Source organism: Stenotrophomonas sp. RG-453 (assembly GCF_033843685.1).
In the GTDB taxonomy this organism is placed as follows: domain Bacteria; phylum Pseudomonadota; class Gammaproteobacteria; order Xanthomonadales; family Xanthomonadaceae; genus Stenotrophomonas; species Stenotrophomonas bentonitica_A.
In genome coordinates this window covers 322,732-344,635 of record NZ_JAMYED010000006.1, presented here as the reverse complement: position 1 = coordinate 344,635, position 21,904 = coordinate 322,732, and the positions used below count along the sequence as shown (strand labels likewise).

Here is a 21,904-nt window from a genome sequence, read left to right as displayed (position 1 = left end):
GACGAACCTGGTGGAAGGCATCAACAACAAGATCAAGGTCATCAAGCGCGTTGCCTACGGATACCGAGATGACGCGTATTTCTTCCTGAAGATCCGGGCGGCCTTCCCCGGAGTTGGGTGAAGAACCTTTTTATTTGTGGGGCCGAAAACCCCGCGCGGCCCGCCGCACGAGAGACCCCGCGCTGCCGATTGCCGTTTGCCCTGCGCGCGGCCCATGCTGTGGGCTGGACCCGGGGAGAACCGCATGAGCGACCTGTTTGCATTGGCCATGCCGTGGTGGGAATTCATCCTGCGCGCGGTGGTGGTGTACGCGGTGGTACTGGGCATGGTCCGGCTCTCCGGCAAGCGCGCGCTGGGCCAGATCACCCCGTTCGATGTCTTGCTGATCGTGCTGCTCGGCAACGCGGTGCAGAACGCCCTGCTGGGCCAGGATACCTCCCTGGGCGGCGGCCTGCTGCTGGCGGCGACCCTGATCTCGATCAACTACGGCGTGGGCTGGCTCAGCACGCGCAGTCAGCGCGTGGAAACGCTGGTCGAAGGCGAGCCGATCCTGATCGCCCGTGATGGCAAGGTGCTCGATTCCGTGCTCAAGCGCGAGCTCGTGACCCCGGCCGATCTGGACGCAGCGATGCGTCAGCAGGGCTGCCTGTCCATCGACGATGTCGCCCTGGCGGTGCTGGAGATCAACGGGCACATCACCATCGTGCCGAAGAAGGCGTAGAGCCACCCATGGGGTGGCTCTACCCGACGGGTGCCACCCATGCACCGCATGCGAAATCCATGCCGGCCCATGCGGTGGCGCGCTGGGTTACACCCAGTCGCGCGGAACCAGGTAGTCGGCCAGGCGGGCTTCGTCGCTGCCGGTTTCAGGTTGGAAACCGTATTCCCAGCGCACGCGCGGGGGCAGGCTCATCAGGATGCTCTCGCTGCGCCCACCGCTCTGCAGCCCGAACAGGGTGCCGCGGTCGTAGACCAGGTTGAACTCGACATAGCGGCCGCGCCGGTACAGCTGGAACTCGCGCTCGCGCTCGCCATACGGCGTGTCCTTGCGGCGCTCGACCAGCGGCAGATAGGCGTCCATGAAGCCATCGCCGACCGCGCGCAGATACGCAAAATCGCGCTCGAAGTCGCCATGCAGGTCGTCGAAGAACAATCCGCCTACGCCCCGCGTCTCGTTGCGGTGGCGCAGGAAGAAATACTCATCGCACCAGCGCTTGTGCGCCGCATAGCGCTCTTCGCCGAAGGGCGCGCACAGATCGTGCGCAACCTGGTGCCAGTGCCGCACGTCTTCGTCGATCGGGTAGAACGGGGTGAGGTCGAAGCCCCCGCCGAACCAGGACGCCACCGCCACGCCATCGCGCTCGGCGCGGAAGTAGCGCACGTTGGCGTGCGTGGTCGGCAGATAGGGATTGGCCGGATGGAACACCAGCGAGACGCCGGTCGCGCGCCATGACGCGCCGGCCAGCTCCGGCCGGTTCGCCGAGGCCGATGGCGGCAGGCGGGTACCGGCCACATCGGAGAACCCGATCCCGGCCTGCTCGAACACGGCGCCATCGCGCAGGATGCGGGTACGGCCACCGCCACCCTCCGCACGCTGCCAGAGATCTTCGGCAAAGCGGGCCTGGCCGTCGGCGGTTTCGATCGCCGCACAGATGCGGTCCTGCAGGTCGGTCAGATACGCGCGGACGCGGTCGAAGTCGTTCATGGCGCTACTTTACCGCAGGCCGGTGCACGGCCTGCGTGTGCTCAGTGGCCGCTCTTGCGGTTGCGGTTGCTGCTGTCCTTTGTCGCGGCAGGGGCCTGGGCCGGCGCATCGGCATCGTCGTCCGCCTCGGCCTCGGCGGCCATGCGCTCGGCGATCTGCTCCAGCCCGGCGCTGACCTGCATCAGGCCCCAGTTGCGGGTCGCGTGCACATCGCAGGCCACGTGCGTGCCGTTTCCATCCTTGGCGCAGATCGAGGCCATCTGCTCGGGCAGCGCCTCGTCACCGGTGTGTTCGTAGACGCTGGCCAGGTTCTCGCAGCCCTCGCGTACCCCGGCGGCGCAGAGCTTGAGATAGAACGGCGCCGCCTCGGCCCAGCGGTTGCGCAGCGCCAGCTGGTGACCGGCGGCATTGCAGCCCTGCAGCTTGCCGGCCGCGCAGCACGCCTGGGCACCGCCTTCGCGGGCCAGCGTCGGGCAATCCTGCGGCAGCGGGGTTTCGACGAAGACCACCGGCGCGCTGCACTGCTGCGCCTCGCCGGTGCGCTCGTAATAGCTGAAGCGGTTCCAGCTGTCCATGCCGATCAGGTTGCCGTTGGCCAGGCGCTTGAACACGAAGTCGTCGCCCTGGTCATGGCGCACACGGATGTCGCCATCGACCAGCCGCGCGCGCAGCTTGCCGCCGAAGCCGCTGTCGAGCATGCCGCCATCGCCGAACGGCAGATGGTCCATCAGGCCCTGACTGGCGACATAGCTGCCGCAGGGCAGGGCGGTGGCTGCCACCGGGGTCAGTGCCTTGGCCTCCAGCGTGGCCAGCGGCGCCGCACGCTCACAGGCGCGCGGGTCCTTGCCCAGGGCGCACGCCCGCTGCAGTGCATCGCGGGCCGGGATCAGGCGACCGGCATCCCACAACGCCTCGGCAGCGTTGGCGCAGAACGTGCCGCCGGTCTGTGCCCGGCACAGGGTGGTGATCTCATCGAGCTGTATGGCCGGCAGCGGTGACGCCTTGGCTGCGCTGAGCCCGCCAAGCAGCGCCTTGGCCAGCGCTTGCCCCATCGCGTCGCGCGCGGCCTCCAGACAGGCAGCCTGGTCGTACTGCGCGGACGCAGGTTTGCAGACCTCCGGCTCGGGCAGCTCCGGCGCATCGTCCCGGGTCGCCGCCAGCGTCCTGGCCTCGCGCGCTTCGGACTGGAAATTGGCCAGCAGACGCTTGCAGGCAGCCGGCACGTCCTCCCGACACCATTGACGCAGGCGGTCGTTGCTGGCGAAGAGCGTGTCGCTCAGGCAGGTGCCGATCTCGGCCCGGCACGATGCCGCCGGGAACATCGTCGCGCGGCGGCAGGTGGCTGCCTTCTGCAAGCGGTAGTCGTTGAAGCGGTCACTGAGCAGGCGACCGCCCTCCTGCACGTTCAGCGAGCTGACGCCGCCGTTGTCCAGGTCGGCCAGCTTCAGCTCGTCGCCGAGGCGGCTGAGGAGGTAAGGCTCGGGCGCCTGGCCGGGAATCTGCCGCACACCCTCGTTCGCACTGTGCAGGGTCAATGTGGTGCCGCTGTCCTTGGCCACGAACGTGCCACAAACCATGGCCTGGGCCGCTGCCGGCAGGCTGACCGCCGTGAGCAGGGTGAACAGGGTCGCGCGCCAGCCGTGGCGGCGCAGAAGGGGGAGGGAAACAGTCACACGATCATCCTTGCAGGTCGTGCAGCGCACCGTGGCGCTGCGGGAAACAGGTCAGCGGCGGAACAACGCACGTACATCAGCCGCGCACAGGCGCACGATCAGCCAGCCCTGCAGTACCGCGAAGGCCAGCGCGGTGATGCCGGCGAGGCCGCTGCAGATCACGCGCTGTACGCGCAGCTCACTGCGCAACTTGAGCAGTTCGATCGACAGGGTGTCATCGGGTATCTGCGCCAGCAGGTGGCGGAACGCATCGTCCAGCAGCCACGCGGCGACCACGTTGAGCACGGCGGTGACCGCCAGCAGCACGATGAACAGTGCCCATGCCCAGCGCCAGCGACGCAGCATGCCCCAGCATGCGGCAACGCCCAAGAGGCTCGACACGCACAGCAGCACGTTGGCCAGCACCGGGTGGGTGAGCAGCCAGCGCAGCGAGCCAGGCAGCCAGTGCAGGTCCTCATCGGCCAGCAGCGCCTGTAGCGCCTCCGAGCCTGACAGGGGGATCGCAATCAGGGCCAGTACCCCCCACATCGCGGCCGTGACCAGGCAGACCAGCAGCACGGACTTGAGCAGGGGGGCGAGAAACGCAGGCGCACCCTCCCTGCTGGGGCGGGGCGTGCAGGAAGGCAATTGCGGGGGAAGCGGGGCTGACATCCGGTGTCCTGGTTGGGCAGGCCGCAGACGTCTAGGTCCCAGCCACCGCGTTCGCGGCCGCGGGCAGGATATGGTCTGCGCTCAGCGGTGCCAAGCAAACGCCATGCGGCGGGCGCAGCGGCACCCAGGCCAGTTCGGCGATTTCCGCCTGTGCGCGGGGCGAACCGGTCACCGTCACCAGATAGGCGTGGGCCCGTACGCGGTGCCCGGCTTCGTGCACCGCCCAGGCCTCGAACCGGCCCAACAGCACGGCCCTGGCAAGGTCCACCGTGACCCCGAGTTCTTCTTCCAGCTCGCGCGCCAGCGCGGCCAAGGGTGCTTCGCCGGGCTCGGGTTTGCCGCCGGGCTGGATGAAGGTGTCCGAGCCGTGCTTGCGCACCACTAGTACGCGGCCGTCGGGATCGAAAACGACCGCGGCGACGATATCGATCGTCGCCGCGGCGTGCTGCACGTCAGTGGGCACCGACGTCATCGCTGGATTACTTCAGGTTCTCTTCGAACAGCTTGAGGATGCGCTTGTACTGGTCCAGCCAGGAATCGGCACGCACATAGCCGTGGCGTTCCAGCGGGTACGGCGCGATCGACCAGTTGTCCTTGTGCAGTTCGATCAGCTTCTGGGTGAGGTTGACCGAATCCTGGAAGAACACGTTGTCATCCATCATCCCGTGCGCGATCAGCAGGTGGTCCTGCAGCCCGTCGGCGTACTCGATCGGCGACGATTTGCGGTACGCCTCCGGGTCGATGTCCGGGGTATTGAGGATGTTGGCGGTGTAGCCGTGGTTGTACTGGTGCCAGTCGACCACCGGGCGCAGCGCGGCACCGGCCTTGAACGTGCCCGGCGAGCGGAACAGCGCCATGAAGGTCATGAAGCCGCCGTAGGAGCCGCCGTAGATGCCGGCGTGGTCGCGGTCGCCCTGCTTGGTGGCCACCAGCCAGTCCAGACCGTCCTTGTAGTCTTCCAGTTCCGGGTGGCCCATGTTGCGGTAGATCGCCGTGCGCCAGTCGCGGCCGTAGCCGGCGCTGCCGCGGTAATCCATGTCCAGCACCACGTAGCCCTTCTGCACCAGCAGGTTGTGGAACATCTGCTCACGGAAGTAGGCCGGGTACTGCTGGTGCACGTTCTGCAGATAGCCGGCGCCGTGCACGAACATGGCGATCGGGTACTGCTTGCCCGGCTCGAAGGTCTCCGGTCCGTAGTACTTGGCCCAGACCACGCCCGCGCCGTGCTTGGACGGCACCTGTACCAGCTTGGGCTGGATCCACTCGCGCGCCTTGAACTCGGCCGTGCGGGTGTCGGTCAGCACCTTGGCCTGGCCACCGGCAGCGGGCACCACGGCCAGCTGGGTCGGCAGGTAGGCGCCGGAGTAACGCACCAGCAGCTGCTGGCCATCCGGGGACAGCGAGAAGTCTTCCACGCCGTTGAGCGAGGTCAGCTCACGCACCTGCTTGCTGGCGGTGTCGACCGCGCACACTTCGTAGTCGCCCGGCGACTGCTGGTTGCACAGGAAGTAGAAGCCGCGGCCGTCGGCGCTGGGCACCGGCATCGAGCTTTCCCACTTGCCGCCGGTCAGTGCCTGAGGCTTGGCCGTGCCCTGCTGGGTATACAGGTGCGAATAGCCGGATTCTTCGGACAGCAGCCACAGCGTGCGGTTGTCGTTGGACCAGCCGAAATCGTTGAAGCTCCAGTTGATCCAGGCGCTGTCGGTCAGGCGATGACGCGTCTCCAGCTTGGCGCTGGCCGGGGTCACGCTGGCGATCCAGCGGTCCTTGTTGTCGTTGGCGCGCAGCATGATCGCGGCCTGCTGGCCATCGGCGCTCCAGCGGATGCCGGGCGCGCCGGGGCCACCGAGTACTTCCACCGGGCGGTTGCCCTTCAGGGCGTCCTTGCCGGCGGCCTTGCGCAGCGCGGCCAGCGGGTCGGTGCCGATGCCCGGCAGGCCGTCCAGCGACAGCGGCTTGACCGTGCCGGCGACGGCATCGACCAGCCACAGCGCGTTCGGCTCCGGGTCGTTGCGGCCCACGCGGGTGCGGGTCTCTTCGAATTCTTCGTAACCCGATTCGGTCACGTATTTGGGCATCTTGCCGCCGCGGCCTTCATCGAAGCTCTTCGGCTTGGTGACCACGATCAGGGTGCGCGCATCGGGCGAGAGCACGCTGTCGACGATCTCCACGTCGGCGCCCAGATACACCGGGCCCGGTGCACGGGTGCCGTCGGCACGGCGCCAGCTGGCTTCCTGCGCCTTGAGCGCCTCGCGCTGGGCGCGGTCGTTGCGCAGCGTGGCCAGGGTGCGCAGCTGCTGCTCACGCAGGGTGTCGGCCTTGGGCGCATCGTCCGGGTTCTTCTCGGCCTTCAGGCTGGCCACCTGCTGCACGCCGGCGGCGGCGGTCCAATGGAACCAGTTCTGGCCGGTACGCCAGATCACGCCGCCATCGCGGGCGAAATTGACCGCGCCGGACTTTTCCGTGCTGCGGGTCAGCTGGGTCAGCGCGCCACTGCGCAGGTCACGCACGAACACATCGCCATTGCGCACGAACGCCGAGCGCTGGCGCGCGCTGTCGTAGACCGGGCTGTCCACATCCAGGGTGCCACGCTGGTCATCGCCGACCTGCGCAGCCACGCCACCGGCGACCGGCTGGCGGAAGGTATCGCGCACCGGGCTGCCGGTGCGCTTGAGCTGGTACTCGACCTGCTGGCTGTTCCAGGACCACCACGCGCTTTCGACCGGGGGGCCGATCCAGTCCGGGTCGGCCATGGCCTGCTCGATGGTGATCGGCGTCGGCGCCGCATGGGCAGCGCCGCCAAGGGCGGCGAGCAGCAGCAGGGACAAAGGCAGCGTTCTGGGCATTGCGGGCGGCACCAATGAGGAAAACCCGCCAAGCGTAGCAGCCGCAAGGGCCGCGGGAAGGGGCCACAGGTCATGGGCGTGCGCTCATGAGCGACGGCCGGTGGGTCGGGCGCTGGGCCCCCATACCCGTTCCGGCGAATGTCCTCCGGCGTCGGCCTGCGGCCGCCCCCTCCCCCTTTATTTCGCCTCCAAGGGTATGGGGGCCCAGCGCCCGACCCACCTGCGACAAAGTGAAGCAGCGCGTCACCGGGTCGCATGTGCCTTTCACGGATACAGGCCCAGACTGGTGCGGATTCCAGAAGCCAGTCGGAGGCGTCTCTTGGACGCGTTGTTGTTGTCCCGGATCCAGTTCGGGTTCGTCATCAGTTTCCACGTGCTGTTCCCGGCCTTCACGATCGGCACGGCCAGCTGGCTGGCCTTTGTCGAATCGCGCTGGCTGCGCACCGGCAATCCGGTCTGGCGCGAGCTGTATTTCTTCTGGCAGAAGATCTTCGCCGTGTCCTTCGGCATGGGCGTGGTCAGCGGCATCGTCATGGCCTTCCAGTTCGGGACCAACTGGCCGCGGCTGAGCGAGGTCGCCGGTACCGTGATCGGGCCGCTGCTCACCTATGAAGTGCTCACCGCGTTCTTCCTGGAGGCCAGCTTCCTGGGCGTGATGATGTTCGGCTGGGGCAAGGTCTCGCCGCGGCTGCATTTCTTCTCCACCTGCATGGTGGCGCTGGGCACGCTGGTCTCCACGTTCTGGATCCTGTCCTCCAACAGTTGGCTGCAGACGCCGGCCGGCTACGACATCATCGACGGCATCGTGCACCCGCAGAACTGGTGGCAAGTGGTGTTCAATCCGTCCTTCCCCTACCGCTTGGCGCACATGGCGCTGGGCTCGTTCATCACCACCTGCTTCGTGATCGGCGGCGTGGGGGCGTGGTACCTGCGCAAGGACGTGCACCGCGAGGCCGGTCGCAAGATGCTGCTGGCCGCGGTGGGCTTCGCCGCGCTGACGGTGCCGGTACAGATCTTCGTCGGCGACATGCATGGCCTGAACACGTTGAAGCACCAGCCGATGAAGATCGCGGCGGTGGAAGCGCACTGGCATTCCGAAGGCGAGGGCAAGGGCGTGCCGCTGGTGGTGTTCGCCGTGCCCAACGAGAAGGCCGAGCGCAATGACTACGAGATCGCGATTCCGCGCCTGGGCAGCCTGATCCTCACCCATTCGCTGGACGGCACCTTCGATCCGCTGACCTCGGTGCCTGCCAGCGATCGGCCGCCGGTGGTGCCGGTGTTCTTCGCGTTCCGGGTGATGGTCGGGCTGGGCACGTTGATGCTGCTGCTGGCCTGGGTCTCGGCGTTCCAGTGGTGGCGCGGCAAACTGTTGCAGTCGCGCTGGTTGATCCGCGGCTGGAACTGGATGCTGCCCAGCGGCTTCATCGCGCTGATCTCCGGCTGGTTCGTGACCGAGATGGGCCGGCAACCGTGGGTGGTCTATGGCGTGCTGCGCACGGCCGATGCAGTCGGCCCGCAGAGTGCGTGGATGACGGCGTTGTCGCTCGGTGTGTACATCGTGGGCTATGCGTTCGTGTTCGGCTGGGGCATCTGGTACCTGGTGAAGATCATCCGCACCGGTCCCAAGCCGCATGAGCCGGCACCGAAGCTGGATGCCGGCAGCCACACCCCGGCGCGGCCGCTGTCCGGTGCCGATGAACCGCTGGAGGAGCGCTGAGATGGAGATGACCACCTGGTTGCCCGTGGCATGGTTCGCGGTGATCGGCTTCGGCGTGCTGATGTACGTGGTGCTGGATGGCTTCGTGCTCGGCATCGGCATCCTGGCGCCGATGGCCGAGGATGAAGAACAGCTCGACATCATGATGAACACCGCCGCGCCGATCTGGGACGGCAACGAAACCTGGCTGGTGCTGGGCGGGGCCGGGTTGATGGCGGCCTTCCCGAAGGCGTACGCCGCGCTGCTGTCCGCGCTGTACCTGCCGGTGCTGCTGCTGGTGGTGGCGCTGGTGTTCCGCGGCGTGGCCTTCGAATTCCGCTTCAAGGCACACCGCTCGCGCAAGCTGTGGAGCGTGGCGTTCGGCCTGGGTTCGCTGCTGGCCGCGTTCGCGCAGGGCGTGATCCTTGGCGCGCTCGTGCAGGGCCTTCAGGTCGTGGATGGCCGTTACGTGGGCGGCGCCTTCAGCTGGTTCAGCCCGTTCTCGATGCTGACCGGCGCTGCCGTGGTGTTCGGTTACGCGCTGCTGGGCAGCACCTGGCTGATCCTCAAGACCGAGGGCCGCGAGCAGACCTTCGCGCGCACCTTGACCCGCCCGCTGGTGGTCGCCGTGATCGTGTTCATGGGCCTGGTCAGCGCGTGGCTGCCGTTCCTGGATTCGCGCCTGATGGCGCGCTGGTTCAGCGATGGCAACTTCTGGTGGCTCTCGCCGGTGCCGTTGCTGACCTTGGCGGTCGCCACGGCGCTGTGGCGCAGCGCGATGCACCCCAAGCGCGATCTGCCGCCGTTCCTGTTGACGCTGGGCCTGTTCGTGCTGGGCTTCATCGGCCTGGTACTGGGCATGTGGCCGTACCTGCTGCCCCCCAGCATGACGTTGTGGCAGGCGGCCGCGCCGGCCTCGTCGCTGAGCTTCAGCCTGGTCGGGCTGGTGATCCTGCTGCCGGTGATCCTGGGCTATACGGCGTGGTCGTACCGGGTGTTCCGCGGCAAGGTGCGGGCGGATGTGGGGTATCACTAAGCGGCTGGCGCTTCCCTGCTGCGCGTGGGCGAGGGCGGTCAGACCCTGCCCGGACGCGACGTAAACCCATCCATGGGGGCTCGACGGGTGCGAGCGATGGCGAAGAGCAGCCGACCGACGGTCGGCTCTACGGGCAGCACGCCACCCACGCCGACCCCGATCAGGCACGACCGGCACATCACGGCGTTCGGCTCAGCCGTGCAGTCCCTCGATCTCCACCAGCAGCTCCGCGCGGCATACCTCCGCATGCAGCACCACGAACGGCGGTGCCGTCGGCAGCGCCGCCATCTGCACCGCCACCGGGCCCATATCCTCCGCCCGGCGCACATACACCTTGAGCACCGAGCCCGAACCCAGTACCGGTGACAACGACGGCCGCTGGCCGCGCGCCGTATCCACCAGGCTCTGCAGATTCGTCAGCGTCTCGCGCAACTGCTCATCCACCGCCCCCGTGTGCTGCGACACATGGCCCACGATCGCCGCCGTCCCCGACTGCAGCAGCGGCAGGCCCGTCGCCAGCGGCGGCAGCAGCGCACGCGAAAAACTGGGCGACTGCGGCCCGTACTGGCGCGGATACCGGAACGCGCTCACCTGGCGCGGATTCTCCAGCGGCTGGCCCGGTTCACGCGCGGCCAGCCAATACACCTGCAGACGGCGCTCGCCATCGAAACGGCCGATGCAGGTCGCCGCCGGCAGCGCGGCCTCGTCCAGCTCGCGCAGGCCACGGACGCGTCCCACGCAGAAGCGCCGATAACGTTCCTGGTCACCGTCGCCCTCGGTCACGGCATCAAGATAGTTCCAGGTCCGCAGCAGGTGCGGATAGCCGCACCGCGACAGGAACGCGCTCATCCGCGCGTAGGCCTCGGCCGCAGCCGATTCGATATCGCTGTCGGTCTCCTCGATCTCCAGCACCCCGAACAGCAGGCTGTCGTTGTGCGACCAGCGCACCCCGTCGGTGACCCCGTGTTCGACCGGCGTGCCGCTGCGCCAGACCTCGATCTGCGCCGGGCCCTGTTCGGCCAGCGGCACCTGCAGCCAGCGCGGGTCGTCCAGTGTGGCGCGGGGAAGGCCGAAGCCGAACACGGCCAGTGTGCGCGGGTCGGCCAGTGCCGCCTCGCGCTGCGTGGCCGGGACGTACGCGACACGGAACAACGCGGGTCCGGAGGAAGGGGAAGCGACTGCCGGGGCCGTTGCGTTGTCGATCGTGTTGCTCATTTCAGAATGTGAATGCAGCCAGTGCCGAGAGTGTCATGATAGCGTGCGCTCCTTTCCCGGCGCCGCCACCGGTGCCAGGCGATGTCGACGGCCTTCTCCTGGTACCCATCCATCATGTTGGCGGGAATGATTGAGTTTTCTGTAATCGATTGGGCGGCGTGGGCGCCGGGCATCACCACCCACGCGCAGTGGCAGGCGTGGGCGAAGGCCCCCTGGCTGCCCACCGGTGAGGACACCCCCGCGTTGTCCGAAGTGCCCGCCATGCAGCGACGTCGCATCGAGCGGCTCGGACGCATGGCGATCCAGACCGCCTGCTGGTGCGAGCAGCCCGACGACGGTGGCCGGGTGCCGCTGGTGTTCGCCTCGCGGCACGGCGACGTGGCCCGTTCGATGGAGCTGCTCAACACCCTGAGTGCGGACCAGCCGATGTCGCCGACCGGCTTCGGCCTGTCGGTGCACAACGCGATCGCCGCGCTGTACTCGATCGCCCGCGGCCAGCGGGGCAACTATCTGGCCCTCGCGGCCGGCCGGGCCACGGTGGAAACGGCCTGCGTGGAGGCCTTCGGGCTGCTCGCCGATGGTGCGCCGGAGGTGCGGCTGGTGGTGTACGAATCGCCGCTGCCGCCGATCTATGCCGGCTTCGCCGACGAGCCCGACCCTTTCTTCGCGTGGTGCTGGCGGCTCGGGCCGGCCAGCGGCCCGGGCACCCGACTGTCGCTGGGCTGGGGTGCCGGCGGCGGGGATCGTCCCTCCGACGGTCTGCCGCATGGCCTTGAAGCGCTGCGCTTCCTGCTGGCGGGGTCGCCTTCGCTGGGCCTGGAGGCCGACGGCCAGCACTGGAGCTGGCAACGCCATGGCTGAGCGCTGGCCGGCCCGGATCAACCGTGCTTGGCGGGTGCTGGGCACGGGGCTGAGCTTTGCCGCCTTCGGGATCGGCGGGCTGGTCCTGGGCGGGATGCTGTTCCTGTCCCTGTTGCTGGTCCGCGACCCGGTCCGCCGGCGCGTGCTGGCGCGGCGCCTGGTCCAAGCCGGTTTCGCCACCCACGTCGGCCTGATGCGCCGGCTGGGGCTGATGACCTACGAGATCCGCGGGGGCGAGCGCCTGCAGCGCAACGGCCTGCTGATCCTGGCCAACCATCCGACCCTGATCGATGTGGTGCTGCTGATCGCCCAGCTGCCCAATGCCGACTGCGTGGTCAAGCAGGCCGTGGCCCGCAACCCGTTCATGCGCGGCCCGGTGCGTGCCGCCGGTTATGTCTCCAATGATGATGGGGCCGGGCTGGTGGACGACTGCATCGCCGCGGTCCAGGCCGGCGGCAACCTGGTGATCTTCCCGGAAGGGACCCGCACCGTGCCCGGGCAGCCGCTGCGCCTGCAGCGTGGCGCGGCCAACATCGCGGTGCGGGGCCGGCTGGACATCACCCCGGTGCGGATCACCTGCACCCCGCCGACCCTGACCAAGGGCCAGAAATGGTATCGTGTGCCATCACGGCGATTTCACGTTCAGCTGGAAGTCGGGGAGGATCTCCCGATCGCCCCGTTTCTGAACGAGACCGGCGATGCGCCCAGGGGGGATGCCTTGGCGGCCAGGCGTGTGACCGATCATCTTGCCCATTACTTCGACTTCGCTGGAGACCCGACCCGTGCAGGCACTTGAGCACGAGATCAAGGAATTGATCATTTCATCGCTTTCACTGGAAGACATCACTCCCGAAGACATCGATTCCGCCGCCCCCCTGTTTGTCGAGGGGCTGGGCCTGGATTCGATCGACGCGCTGGAACTTGGATTGGCCCTGCAGAAAAAGTACGGTGTCAGCCTGTCAGCCGATTCGGAAGAGACCCGTCGCCATTTCTCCAGCGTGCGTGCCCTGAGCGAGTTTGTCGCCGCACGCCAGCCGTCCTAACGGCGCGTCAGGATTTACCCATGACCAAGAACGAACTTTTCGAGCGCATCGTCAAGATCCTCAAGGACAGCTTTGAGATCGAGCCGAGCCGCATCACGCCTGCCGCGCGGCTGTACGACGACCTGGACATCGACAGCATCGACGCGGTCGACCTGATCGTGCAGCTCAAGCCGCTGCTCGGCCGCAATCTGCAACCGGAAGCCTTCAAGCAGGTGCGTACCGTGCAGGACATCGTGGATGTGGTGCACGGGCTGTTGCCCGGTCAAGCGGCCGCCTGACGGCCATCGCTGAAGACTGACCATGGTCCGGGTACGCGTCGCGGCGTTTGCGTTGCTGTCGCTGGCATACCCGCTGGTGGTGTACCTGTCGCTGGGCCGGTTCGAGCCGCGCTGGTTGTCGCTGCTGCTGTTCACCCTGGCCGCGCTGCGCGCGCTGACCACCCGCCAGGCGGTGTGGTGGGTGGCCGCGCTCGGTACCGGCGTGCTCGCCCTGGTCGCCACGGCCTTCAACCAGGCGCTGCCGCTGAAGCTGTACCCGGCGCTGGTGAATGCGGTGATGCTGGTGATCTTCGCGACCAGCCTGCGCTTCGGCCCCAGCGCGGTGGAGCGCCTGGCGCGGCTGAGCGAGCCGGACCTGCCGCCGTTCGCCGTGATCTATACCCGCCGGGTCACCTGGATCTGGTGCGGCTTCTTTGTTCTCAACGGAAGTCTGGCCCTGGCCACGGCGCTGTGGGCGTCCAACCAGGTCTGGGCGTTCTACAACGGATTGTTGGCGTACGTGATGATGGGTGCTCTGTTTGGTGGGGAATGGCTGGTCCGGCGACGGGTCAAGGCGGCGCATGCGCATGGCTGAGTGGATCGCACTGGACCGGTTGGCGCTGGTGCCGCGCCCGGGCCGCATCGTCGGCATGGCCGGCGACACCGTGGTGGACCATCCGCAGTTCCGCACGCAGGTGCTGCGCTGGCAGCAGGCCTTCGCACGCGCGCCCGGCACCGACTGGGCGCTGTATTTCGATGACACGCTCACCTTCGCCGCCGCCCTGCTGGGGGCGTGGCATGCCGGCAAGCGCGTGTTCCTCGGAGGCGACAACCTGCCGGCCACGCTGGAAGGATTGAGCCCGCGCGTGGCCGGTTTTGCGGGTGACGTGCCGGCGCGCTATGCGCCGCTGCAGCCGGATCCGGAGGTCGATCCCGCCGTCGTGCTGCAACCGCTGGATGAAGCCGCACTGGCACTGGTGGTGTTCACCTCCGGCAGCACCGGTGCGCCGAGCGCGATCGTCAAACGCATGCGCCAGCTGACCCGCGAGGTGGATGCGTTGCAGGCCGCCTTCGGCGAGCAGATGGACGGCGCGCAGGTGCAGGGCACGGTCTCGCACCAGCACATCTACGGCCTGCTGTTCCGCGTGCTGTGGCCGCTGGTGGCCGGCCGCGCGATCCAGCCGCGCCGGTTTTTCCATGAGGATCTGGTCAGCGCGCTGGGCGGCCAGCCGTCGGTGCTGGTGGCGACCCCGGCCCACCTCAAACGGTTGCCCGAACAGCTGGACTGGTCCTCGCTGGGCGGCCAGCTGCGTGCGGTGTTCTCCTCCGGTGGCCCGCTGCCGACCGAGGCGGCGCTGCAGGTCCGCGCCCTGATGGGCGTGGCCCCGACCGAGGTCTTCGGCAGCAGCGAGACCGGTGGCGTGGCCTGGCGGCGCTGGAGTGCCGCCCAGCCGCAGTGGCATCCGTTGCCGGGCGTTGCCTGGCGGATCGAGGAAGGTTGCCTGGCGGTGCGTTCGCCGCACCTGGACAACGACGACTGGTGGCTGACCCAGGACCGCGCCGTCGCCGATGACGGCCACAGCTTCCGGCTGCTCGGCCGCGCCGACCGCATCGTCAAGATCGAAGAGCGCCGCGTCTCGCTGGACGCCCTCGAACAGCAGCTGCGTGCGCACCCGGCGGTGCAGGACGTGCGCGTGCTGGTGCTGCCGGGCGCGCGCGAACAGCTGGCCGCCGTGGTGGTGCCGCAGGCGGCGGGCGCCGCGAACTGGGACGATGCACAGCGCCGCCGCCAGGCGCAGCAGCTCGGCGCGCATCTGGCCCAAAGCCACGATGCCGTGACCCGGCCGCGCCGCTGGCGTTTCATCGACGAACTGCCGCTCAACGCGCAGGGCAAGGTTACTGCCGCGGCACTGGCGGCCCTGTTCCGGCCGCTGATGCCGACCCCCGAGTGGCAGCAGCGCGATGCCACCAGCGCCTCGCTGCAGCTCGTGCTGGATCCGGACCTGGTCGCATTCGACGGGCACTTCCCGCAGGCCAGGATCCTGCCCGGCGTGGTCCAGCTGGACTGGGCGATCCACTACGGCCGCAGCGCATTCACGATGCCGCCGCAGTTCCTGCGCATGGACGCGGTCAAGTTCCAGCACGTGGCCCGCCCGGGCGACTGCCTGCAGCTGAGCCTGGGCTGGGATGCGGCCAGGTCGGCGATGAGCTTCCGCTACGTCTCCGTCCATGGCGTGCACGCCAGCGGCCGGGTGGTGTTTGGTGATGCGTGATGACTCCGGTGACGGCATGAGCAGGTCGGCCTTCGCCCCGCTGGTGGTGATCCCGGTGTACGACCACGCGCATGCGATCGGTGCGGTGGTGCAGGGCGTGCTGGCCAGTGGGCAGCCGTGCCTGCTGGTCGACGATGGCTCGCACCGGGAGTGCGCGCAGGTGCTTGATGCGCTGGCCCGCGAGCACGCACCGCAGGTGACGCTGCTGCGGCTGGCGGTGAACCAGGGCAAGGGTGGCGCGATGCTGGCCGGCTTTGCCGAAGCCGCGCGCCTGGGCTACAGCCACGTGCTGCAGATAGATGCCGACGGCCAGCACGAGACTGCCGATATCCCCCGTTTCGTCGCGCTGTCGCAGGCGCAGCCGGAGGCGGTGATCTGTGGTATCCCGCGCTATGACGCCAGCGTGCCCAAGGCGCGCCTGTACGGTCGCTACGCCACGCATATCTGGGTCTGGATCAACACGCTGTCGCTGCAGATCCGCGACTCGATGTGTGGCTTCCGCCTGTATCCACTGGCCCCGGTGATCCGCCTGATGGGCGAGGAAACCATCGGCCGGCGCATGGATTTCGACAGTGAAATCCTGGTGCGGCTGTTCTGGCGTGGGGTGAAGGTGATCAGTGTGCCGACCGCCGTTACCTATCCCAGCGACGGCGTCTCGCACTTCGATGTGTGGCGCGACAACGTGCGCATCAGCCGCATGCACGCGCGCCTGTTCGTCGGAATGCTGTGGCGCGCGCCGCGGCTGCTGTGGCAGCGCATCGCAGGGCCCGGCGCATGACCACGCCCGCCCCCGGCATTGCCCCGCACTGGGCCGACATCGGCGAGTCCACCTCGGCCGCCGGCGTGCTGTTCCTGTGCTGGGTGCACCGCTGGTTCGGCCGCTGGCCGTTCCGGCTGTGCGTGTACCCGGTGGTGCTCTGCCACTGGTTGAGCAACCGGGTCGCGCGCGAATCGTCGCTGCAGTACCTGGAGCGGCTGCAGGCCCATACCGGCGTGTTCCCCTCGGCACCCGGGCGCTGGCAGAGCCTGAAGCACTTCGCGCTGTTTGCCGACACCATGCTCGACAAGCTGCTCGGCCTGGGCGGCCGCTATCCGCCCGAGCACATCCATCTGCAGCGCGACCTGGTGCTGGACAAGATCGCGCGCCGCGAAGGCGGGCTGATCCTAACTGCGCACATCGGCTGCCTGGAGCTGTGCCAGGTATTGGCCGAGCGGGTGCCGGGCTTCCACATCACCGTGCTGGTCCACACCGCGCACGCGCAGCGCTTCAACCGCCTGATGCAGCGGCTCGATCCGCTGGCCTCGGTGGAGCTGCTGCAGGTCACCGACATGGGCCCGGCCACCGCGGTCGAGCTGCAGCGCCGGGTCGAGGCGGGTGGTTTCGTGGCCATCGTCGGCGACCGCGTGCCGCTGCGTGGCGGGCGCACCGTGCCGGCCCCGTTCCTCGGCCACACCGCGCAGTTCCCGATCGGCGCCTATGTACTGGCCGCCGCGCTGGCCTGCCCGGTCTACACCATGGCCTGCCTGCATCACGGGCGTGGCTACCAGGTGCGCTTTGAACAGTTCACCGACCGCATCGTATTGCCGCGCGGTTCGCGTGACGCCGCGCTGACCGCGCAGGCGGAACATTTCGCCCGGTGGCTGGAAGTTCAGGTCACCCAGGCACCCTTGGACTGGTTCAATTTCTTCCCCTTCTGGGATCAGGCATCTCATGGCAAGTAAGGCCGATCAGGCACCCTCCGTCCGCTTCGGCGATGCGCCGCTGACCATCGAAGACGTGGTCGCGCTGTCACAGCGCCAGGCCCAGGCCGTGGTCACCGACGATGCCGCGTTCACCGCGCGCATCCAGCGCGGCGCGGACTTCCTCGATCGCCTGCTGCGCGAAGACGGCGTCATCTACGGGGTGACCACCGGCTACGGCGATTCGTGCACGGTCAACATTCCGCCGGCGCTGGTGGCCGAACTGCCGCACCACCTGTTCACCTATCACGGCTGTGGCCTGGGGCGTTTCCTGGACCCGCAGGAAACCCGTGCCGTGATCGCCGCGCGCCTGGCTTCGCTGGTGCGCGGCATGTCCGGGGTCAGCCACCCGCTGCTGCAGGGCCTGGCCACGCTGCTGCGGCATGACGTGCTGCCGCTGATCCCGGCCGAAGGCTCGGTCGGCGCCAGCGGCGACCTCACCCCGCTGTCCTACGTGGCCGCGGTGCTTTGCGGCGAGCGCGAGGTGATGTACCAGGGGTCGCGCCGCCCGGCGGCCGAGGTGCTGGCCGAGATAGGCATGGCGCCGCTGCGGCTGCGCCCCAAGGAAGGCCTGGCGATCATGAACGGCACCGCCGTGATGACGGCGCTGGCCTGCCTGGCGTACGACCGCGCCGACTACCTGACCAGGCTGGCCACGCGCCTGACCGCCTTCAACGTGCTGGCCAGCGACGGCAACGCGCACCATTTCGATGAAATGCTGTTCGCAGCCAAGCCGCACCCGGGGCAGACCCGGATCGCCGCGCGCCTGCGCCAGGACCTGCACAGCGACCGGCCGCCGCGCAACGAACAGCGCCTGCAGGACCGGTACTCGCTGCGCTGCGCCCCGCACGTGATCGGCGTGGTGCAGGACGCCCTGCCGTTCTTCCGCCAGCTGATCGAAACCGAACTCAACAGCGCCAACGACAACCCGCTGATCGATGTCGAGGGCGAGCGCATCCTGCATGGTGGCCACTTCTACGGCGGCCACATCGCCTTCGCGATGGACGCGCTGAAGAACACCATCGCCAATCTGGCCGACCTGCTCGACCGGCAGATGGCGCTGGTGGTGGATGCACGCTTCAACCATGGCTTGCCGGCCAACCTGTCGGCCGCCACCGGTGAGCGCGCGGCGATCAACCACGGTCTGAAGGCGCTGCAGATCAGTGTCTCGGCGTGGACCGCCGAAGCGCTCAAGCAGACCATGCCGGCCTCGGTGTTCTCGCGTTCCACCGAATGCCACAACCAGGACAAGGTCAGCATGGGCACCATCGCCGCGCGCGACTGCCTGCGTGTGATCGAGCTGACCGAGCAGGTCGTGGCGGCGCTGCTGATCACCGCCCGCCAAGGCGTGGCGCTGCGTGAGCGCGTCGGCATGAAGGCCACGCTGCACGGCGATCTGGCCGCGATGTACCAGGACCTGTCCGAGCGCATCGCCCTGATCGAGGAGGATCGCGCGCTGGATGGCGAGCTGCGCGCCCTGCTGGACGATATCCGCGCACGGCGCTGGGAGCTGTATGTCCACGAATGATCTGAGCTTCGAGGTCGCGCTGTCGCCGGCCTTCCATGACTGCGATGCGATGCAGGTGGTCTGGCACGGCAACTATTTCAAGTACTTCGAGATCGCGCGTTGCGCCCTGCTGCAGCGCCATGATTACGACTACCCGCAGATGCGCGATTCCGGTTACCTGTGGCCGGTGGTCGATGCGCGGGTGAAGTACATCCGCCCGCTGCTGTACGGCCAGGCACTGCGCGTGCGCGCCACGATCACCGAGTGGGAAAACCGCCTGAAGATCGCCTATGAAATCGTGGATGCGGACAGCGGTACTACGCTGACCCGCGCCCATACCATCCAGGTCGCGGTCGACGCGGCCACCAATGAAATGCTCTACCTGTGCCCGCCGGTGCTGTGGGAGCGTCTGGGAGTGCAACCGCAATGAACCGTTTCCTGAGCATGCTGTGCGTGCTGCTGATGCTGGCCATGGTCGCCCCGGCGTTCGCCGCCACCGATGTGGAGGCAGTCAAGCAGCGCGTGGCCAAGGTCGACGTGCTGCGCGGCGAGTTCACCCAGGAGAAACAGGTCGCCGGGTTCAAGAACCCGCTGCGCTCGCAGGGTCGCTTCGTGCTGGCCCAGGACCACGGGGTGGTCTGGACCACGCTCAAGCCGTTCCCCTCCGAGGTGGTGGTCACCCGCGACCGCATCCTCAGCCGGCAAAGCGATGGCAGCAGCCGGGTGGAACTGGATGGCCGCCAGCAGCCGGCGATGCGCTCGGTCAACGCGATCATGTTCGCGTTGATGAGCGGCGATGCGCAGGCGCTGTCCGCGCAGTTCACGGTCAAGGTCGAGGTGTTGCCCGGCAATGCCTGGCGCATGCAGCTGACGCCGCGCTCGGCGATGCTCGGCAAGGTGTTTGCGCAGCTCACTCTGAGCGGTGACCGCTACGTGCGCGAGGTGCAGATCAACGAGGCCAACCAGGATGTCACCCGCATCCACTTTGCCGGCATGAGCGATACGCCGGCGGCGTTGAGCGCCGACGAGGGCCGCAAGTTTGAATGACGTGCTGACGTCCAACGGCCGCCTGCAGCGCCTCTGGCGCTGGCTGGCCATTGCCTGGCTGCTGGTGCTGATCGGCCTGGGCGTGCAGCAATGGCAGTTGTGGAAGAGCGAATCGCGGATCGATACCGACATCCTCGCGCTGTTGCCGCAGGATGCGCACGACCGCCTGCTCTCCGATGTCACCCGCCGTATCGCCGATGCCAACGCGCGCCAGATCGTGGTGTTGCTGGGCAGTACCGATGCGGCGCAGACCAAGGCGGCCGAGGCCGCATTCCGCGATGCCATCAAGGTGGAGCGGGGCGCTGCCCCGCTGCTCCAGGAAAGCGGCTCGATCGAAGGCTGGTTCGATCAGGCACGGGCGTTCTACACACCGTATCGCGACCGCCTGCTGACCAGTGCACAGCGCGAGCGGCTGCAGAACGAACCCACCGATGGCCTGGCCGAATCGGCACTGGCGGCGCTGTACGGCCCGATGGGCGCGCCGCGCCTGACCGAGTGGCGCCAGGATCCGCTCTCGCTGTGGCCGCAGTGGTGGCAGGAGCGCGCGCTGGGTTCGGGCCTGCAGATGGGCGATGACGGCCTGCTGGAAGCCGATGGAAAGCATTGGTCGATCGTGCAGTACGACACGGTCGGCTCGGCGTTCCAGCTCGATGGCGAGCGCCATATCGACCTGCTGCTGGACACCGCCGCCGAGGCCGCCATGAAGCAGGCGCCGGGTCTGGAAGTGCTGCGTGCCGGCGTCCCGCTGCATGCGGAAGCCGCGGCCGTGCAGGCCAACTGGGAGATCAATACGATCGGCTGGGGGTCGCTGGCCGCGGTACTGCTGCTGGTATGGCTGGCGTTCCGTTCGCTGCGCCCGATCCTGCTGGTGGCCGCCTCGCTGCTGATCGGCTGTGGCGTCGCGCTGGCGGTGACGGTGCTGGTGTTCGGCAAGGTGCATGTGCTGACGCTGGTGTTTGGTGCGTCACTGGTCGGTGTTGCCGAGGACTACGGCATCCACTGGTTCGCCTCGCGCCAGGCGGAGCCGGCTGACCGTCGCTGGAAGCTGCTGCGGCATCTGCTGCCGGGCCTGTGGCTGGCGTTGCTGACCAGCGCGCTGGCGTATCTCGCGCTGGGGCTGGCCCCGTTCCCGGGGCTGCGCCAGATGGCGCTGTTCTCGGTGGTGGGCCTGGCCGCCGCCTTCCTGACCGTGATCTTCTGGTTCCCGTGGCTGGATGGCGGCGAAATCCGTCGTACCCGCTTCGCCCGCTGGCTCGGCGCCACGCTGGAGCGCTGGCCGCGCCTGCATGGGCGCAAGGCGGCGATGTTCCTGGGCGTGGTGACGCTGCTCTCGGCGATCGGCATCGCGCGCCTGCAGACCAACGATGACCTGCGCAGCCTGCAGTCGTCGCCACCGGAGCTGATCGCCCAGCAGATCCGCATCAGCCAGATGCTGGGCATGCCCAGCCCGGCGCAGTTCTATCTGGTCCAGGGTGATACCGCCGAGCAGGTGCTCGAGCGCGAAGAAGCGCTGATCGACCGCCTGCGCGTGCTGGAAGCAGACAAGCAGATCGGCGGCTACCGTGCGATCAGCGACTGGCTGCCCTCGCAGCAGCGCCAACATGCCGATGCGGCCCTGACCGCCAAGGTCGAGCCGCAGGTGCTGGCACGGGTCGGTGCGGCGGTGGGTGAGCCACTGCTGCGCCCGGCCTATGCTGCGCAGGACCTGCAGGCCGACGCCTTCCTTGCCTCGCCGGCAGCCATGCCGTTCCGACATCTGTGGCTGGGCGCGGTCGGGCAGGGCGTGGCGTCGGTGGTGATGGTCGATGACCTCTCGCGTGCCGATGCGCTGGCGCTGCTGGAAGCACAGGCCAAGGGCATCGATGGCGTGCGGTGGGTGGACCGTACCGCCGATTTCTCGCAGCTGCTCAAGCATTACCGCAAGCTGATGAGCGGGCTGCTGCTGATCGGCATCGCGCTGGTGTTTGCGGTGCTGTTCTGGCGCTACCGCGGCCAGGCCTGGCGCGTGCTCGCCCCGACCCTGATCGCCGGCGCACTGACACTGGCGCTGCTGGGGCTGTTCGGCCAGCCACTGCAACTGTTCAACGTCCTCGCGCTGATGCTGCTGCTCGGCATGGGCATCGACTACGGCATCTTCCTGATCGAACACCGCGGTGATGCCAGTGCCTGGCTCGCGGTCTGCGTGGGCGCGGCCAGCACCTGGTTGTCGTTCGGCCTGCTCGGGCTGTCGGCCACGCCGGCGCTGCGCGCCTTCGGCTTGACCCTGTTGTTCGGCATCGGCCTGGTCTGGCTGATCTCGCCGCTGTTCCGCCCGCCACCGCACGACGCACCGCACTGAGCGACCGCGTTTCCCT

At 68.2% G+C, this 21,904-nt stretch carries 22 protein-coding genes; 16 read left to right on the top strand and 6 right to left on the bottom strand.

The genetic code is table 11. From position 1 onward, the window contains the following. A partial coding sequence (locus NJD74_RS13970; protein ID WP_148105806.1) for a transposase occupies positions 1-121 on the top strand: 121 nt, incomplete at its 5' end. A 123-nt stretch (positions 122-244) separates the two neighbouring features. Continuing rightward, positions 245-721 (top strand): YetF domain-containing protein, encoded by a 477-nt coding sequence (locus NJD74_RS13965; RefSeq protein WP_319624376.1) that lies wholly within the window; start codon positions 245-247, stop codon positions 719-721. Positions 722-808: 87 nt separating this feature from the next. Here NJD74_RS13965 and hemF read toward each other — a convergent pair whose 3' ends face one another. The 5 genes from hemF to NJD74_RS13940 form a co-directional block, all read right to left on the bottom strand. Then, on the bottom strand, positions 809-1,705 hold the full coding sequence (hemF, locus tag NJD74_RS13960) for an oxygen-dependent coproporphyrinogen oxidase (RefSeq protein ID WP_070470021.1): 897 nt from the start codon (positions 1,703-1,705) through the stop codon (positions 809-811). Positions 1,706-1,746: 41 nt separating this feature from the next. After that, positions 1,747-3,378: a hypothetical protein gene (locus NJD74_RS13955; protein ID WP_319624375.1), complete on the bottom strand. Its 1,632-nt coding sequence runs from the start codon at positions 3,376-3,378 to the stop codon at positions 1,747-1,749. Between the two features lie 51 nt (positions 3,379-3,429). Further along, a complete protein-coding gene (locus tag NJD74_RS13950; RefSeq protein WP_070470016.1) occupies positions 3,430-3,936 on the bottom strand; it encodes a hypothetical protein in 507 nt (168 codons plus the stop codon). Between the two features lie 124 nt (positions 3,937-4,060). Then, on the bottom strand, positions 4,061-4,480 hold the full coding sequence (locus NJD74_RS13945) for an NUDIX domain-containing protein (RefSeq protein WP_083298665.1): 420 nt from the start codon (positions 4,478-4,480) through the stop codon (positions 4,061-4,063). A 28-nt stretch (positions 4,481-4,508) separates the two neighbouring features. Beyond that, positions 4,509-6,875 (bottom strand): S9 family peptidase, encoded by a 2,367-nt coding sequence (locus NJD74_RS13940; protein ID WP_070470012.1) that lies wholly within the window; start codon positions 6,873-6,875, stop codon positions 4,509-4,511. Positions 6,876-7,194: 319 nt separating this feature from the next. Here NJD74_RS13940 and NJD74_RS13935 point away from each other — a divergent pair, with 319 nt between their 5' ends. Together NJD74_RS13935 and cydB are read left to right on the top strand one after the other, a co-directional pair. Beyond that, the gene (locus NJD74_RS13935) at positions 7,195-8,592 is read left to right on the top strand and encodes a cytochrome ubiquinol oxidase subunit I (RefSeq protein ID WP_070470011.1); all 1,398 of its coding nucleotides are present in this window, start codon (positions 7,195-7,197) and stop codon (positions 8,590-8,592) included. Between the two features lies 1 nt (position 8,593). Next, entirely contained in the window at positions 8,594-9,607 is a 1,014-nt protein-coding gene (gene cydB, locus NJD74_RS13930) for a cytochrome d ubiquinol oxidase subunit II (protein ID WP_019185501.1), read from the top strand. 192 nt (positions 9,608-9,799) lie between these two features. Here the strand turns inward: cydB and NJD74_RS13925 are convergent, their stop codons facing one another. Continuing rightward, positions 9,800-10,822 carry a pteridine-dependent deoxygenase gene (locus NJD74_RS13925; RefSeq protein WP_070470009.1) on the bottom strand — a complete coding sequence of 341 codons (1,023 nt, stop codon included), beginning with the start codon at positions 10,820-10,822 and terminating at the stop codon, positions 9,800-9,802. Between the two features lie 126 nt (positions 10,823-10,948). Between NJD74_RS13925 and NJD74_RS13920 the strand changes: the two genes are divergently transcribed. The 12 genes from NJD74_RS13920 to NJD74_RS13865 are packed head-to-tail and all read left to right on the top strand — an operon-like array spanning position 10,949 to position 21,888. After that, positions 10,949-11,683 carry a beta-ketoacyl synthase chain length factor gene (locus tag NJD74_RS13920; protein ID WP_070426212.1) on the top strand — a complete coding sequence of 245 codons (735 nt, stop codon included), beginning with the start codon at positions 10,949-10,951 and terminating at the stop codon, positions 11,681-11,683. After that, entirely contained in the window at positions 11,676-12,479 is an 804-nt protein-coding gene (locus NJD74_RS13915; RefSeq protein ID WP_019185498.1) for a lysophospholipid acyltransferase family protein, read from the top strand. The genes NJD74_RS13920 and NJD74_RS13915 overlap by 8 nt, the downstream gene beginning before the upstream one ends. Continuing rightward, entirely contained in the window at positions 12,466-12,726 is a 261-nt protein-coding gene (locus NJD74_RS13910; protein ID WP_019185497.1) for a phosphopantetheine-binding protein, read from the top strand. The genes NJD74_RS13915 and NJD74_RS13910 overlap by 14 nt, the downstream gene beginning before the upstream one ends. A 20-nt stretch (positions 12,727-12,746) precedes the next feature. After that, the gene (locus NJD74_RS13905; RefSeq protein ID WP_019185496.1) at positions 12,747-13,004 is read left to right on the top strand and encodes an acyl carrier protein; all 258 of its coding nucleotides are present in this window, start codon (positions 12,747-12,749) and stop codon (positions 13,002-13,004) included. A 22-nt stretch (positions 13,005-13,026) separates the two neighbouring features. Then, positions 13,027-13,578: a membrane protein gene (locus NJD74_RS13900; protein WP_019185495.1), complete on the top strand. Its 552-nt coding sequence runs from the start codon at positions 13,027-13,029 to the stop codon at positions 13,576-13,578. Next, on the top strand, positions 13,571-15,256 hold the full coding sequence (locus NJD74_RS13895; protein ID WP_319624373.1) for an AMP-binding protein: 1,686 nt from the start codon (positions 13,571-13,573) through the stop codon (positions 15,254-15,256). The genes NJD74_RS13900 and NJD74_RS13895 overlap by 8 nt, the downstream gene beginning before the upstream one ends. Beyond that, positions 15,249-16,034: a glycosyltransferase family 2 protein gene (locus NJD74_RS13890; protein ID WP_070470007.1), complete on the top strand. Its 786-nt coding sequence runs from the start codon at positions 15,249-15,251 to the stop codon at positions 16,032-16,034. The genes NJD74_RS13895 and NJD74_RS13890 overlap by 8 nt, the downstream gene beginning before the upstream one ends. Then, positions 16,031-16,978 carry an acyltransferase gene (locus NJD74_RS13885; protein WP_319624372.1) on the top strand — a complete coding sequence of 316 codons (948 nt, stop codon included), beginning with the start codon at positions 16,031-16,033 and terminating at the stop codon, positions 16,976-16,978. Before NJD74_RS13890 ends, NJD74_RS13885 begins: the two co-directional genes overlap by 4 nt. Beyond that, positions 16,968-18,524, top strand: a complete 1,557-nt coding sequence (locus NJD74_RS13880; RefSeq protein ID WP_070470005.1) for an aromatic amino acid ammonia-lyase — start codon at positions 16,968-16,970, stop codon at positions 18,522-18,524. Before NJD74_RS13885 ends, NJD74_RS13880 begins: the two co-directional genes overlap by 11 nt. Then, positions 18,511-18,933: a thioesterase family protein gene (locus NJD74_RS13875; protein ID WP_046272607.1), complete on the top strand. Its 423-nt coding sequence runs from the start codon at positions 18,511-18,513 to the stop codon at positions 18,931-18,933. The genes NJD74_RS13880 and NJD74_RS13875 overlap by 14 nt, the downstream gene beginning before the upstream one ends. Continuing rightward, positions 18,930-19,550 (top strand): outer membrane lipoprotein carrier protein LolA, encoded by a 621-nt coding sequence (locus NJD74_RS13870; protein WP_102788691.1) that lies wholly within the window; start codon positions 18,930-18,932, stop codon positions 19,548-19,550. Before NJD74_RS13875 ends, NJD74_RS13870 begins: the two co-directional genes overlap by 4 nt. After that, positions 19,543-21,888, top strand: coding sequence for an MMPL family transporter (locus NJD74_RS13865; RefSeq protein ID WP_319624371.1), 2,346 nt, complete (start codon positions 19,543-19,545; stop codon positions 21,886-21,888). The genes NJD74_RS13870 and NJD74_RS13865 overlap by 8 nt, the downstream gene beginning before the upstream one ends. The last annotated feature ends 16 nt before the right edge of the window (positions 21,889-21,904 follow it).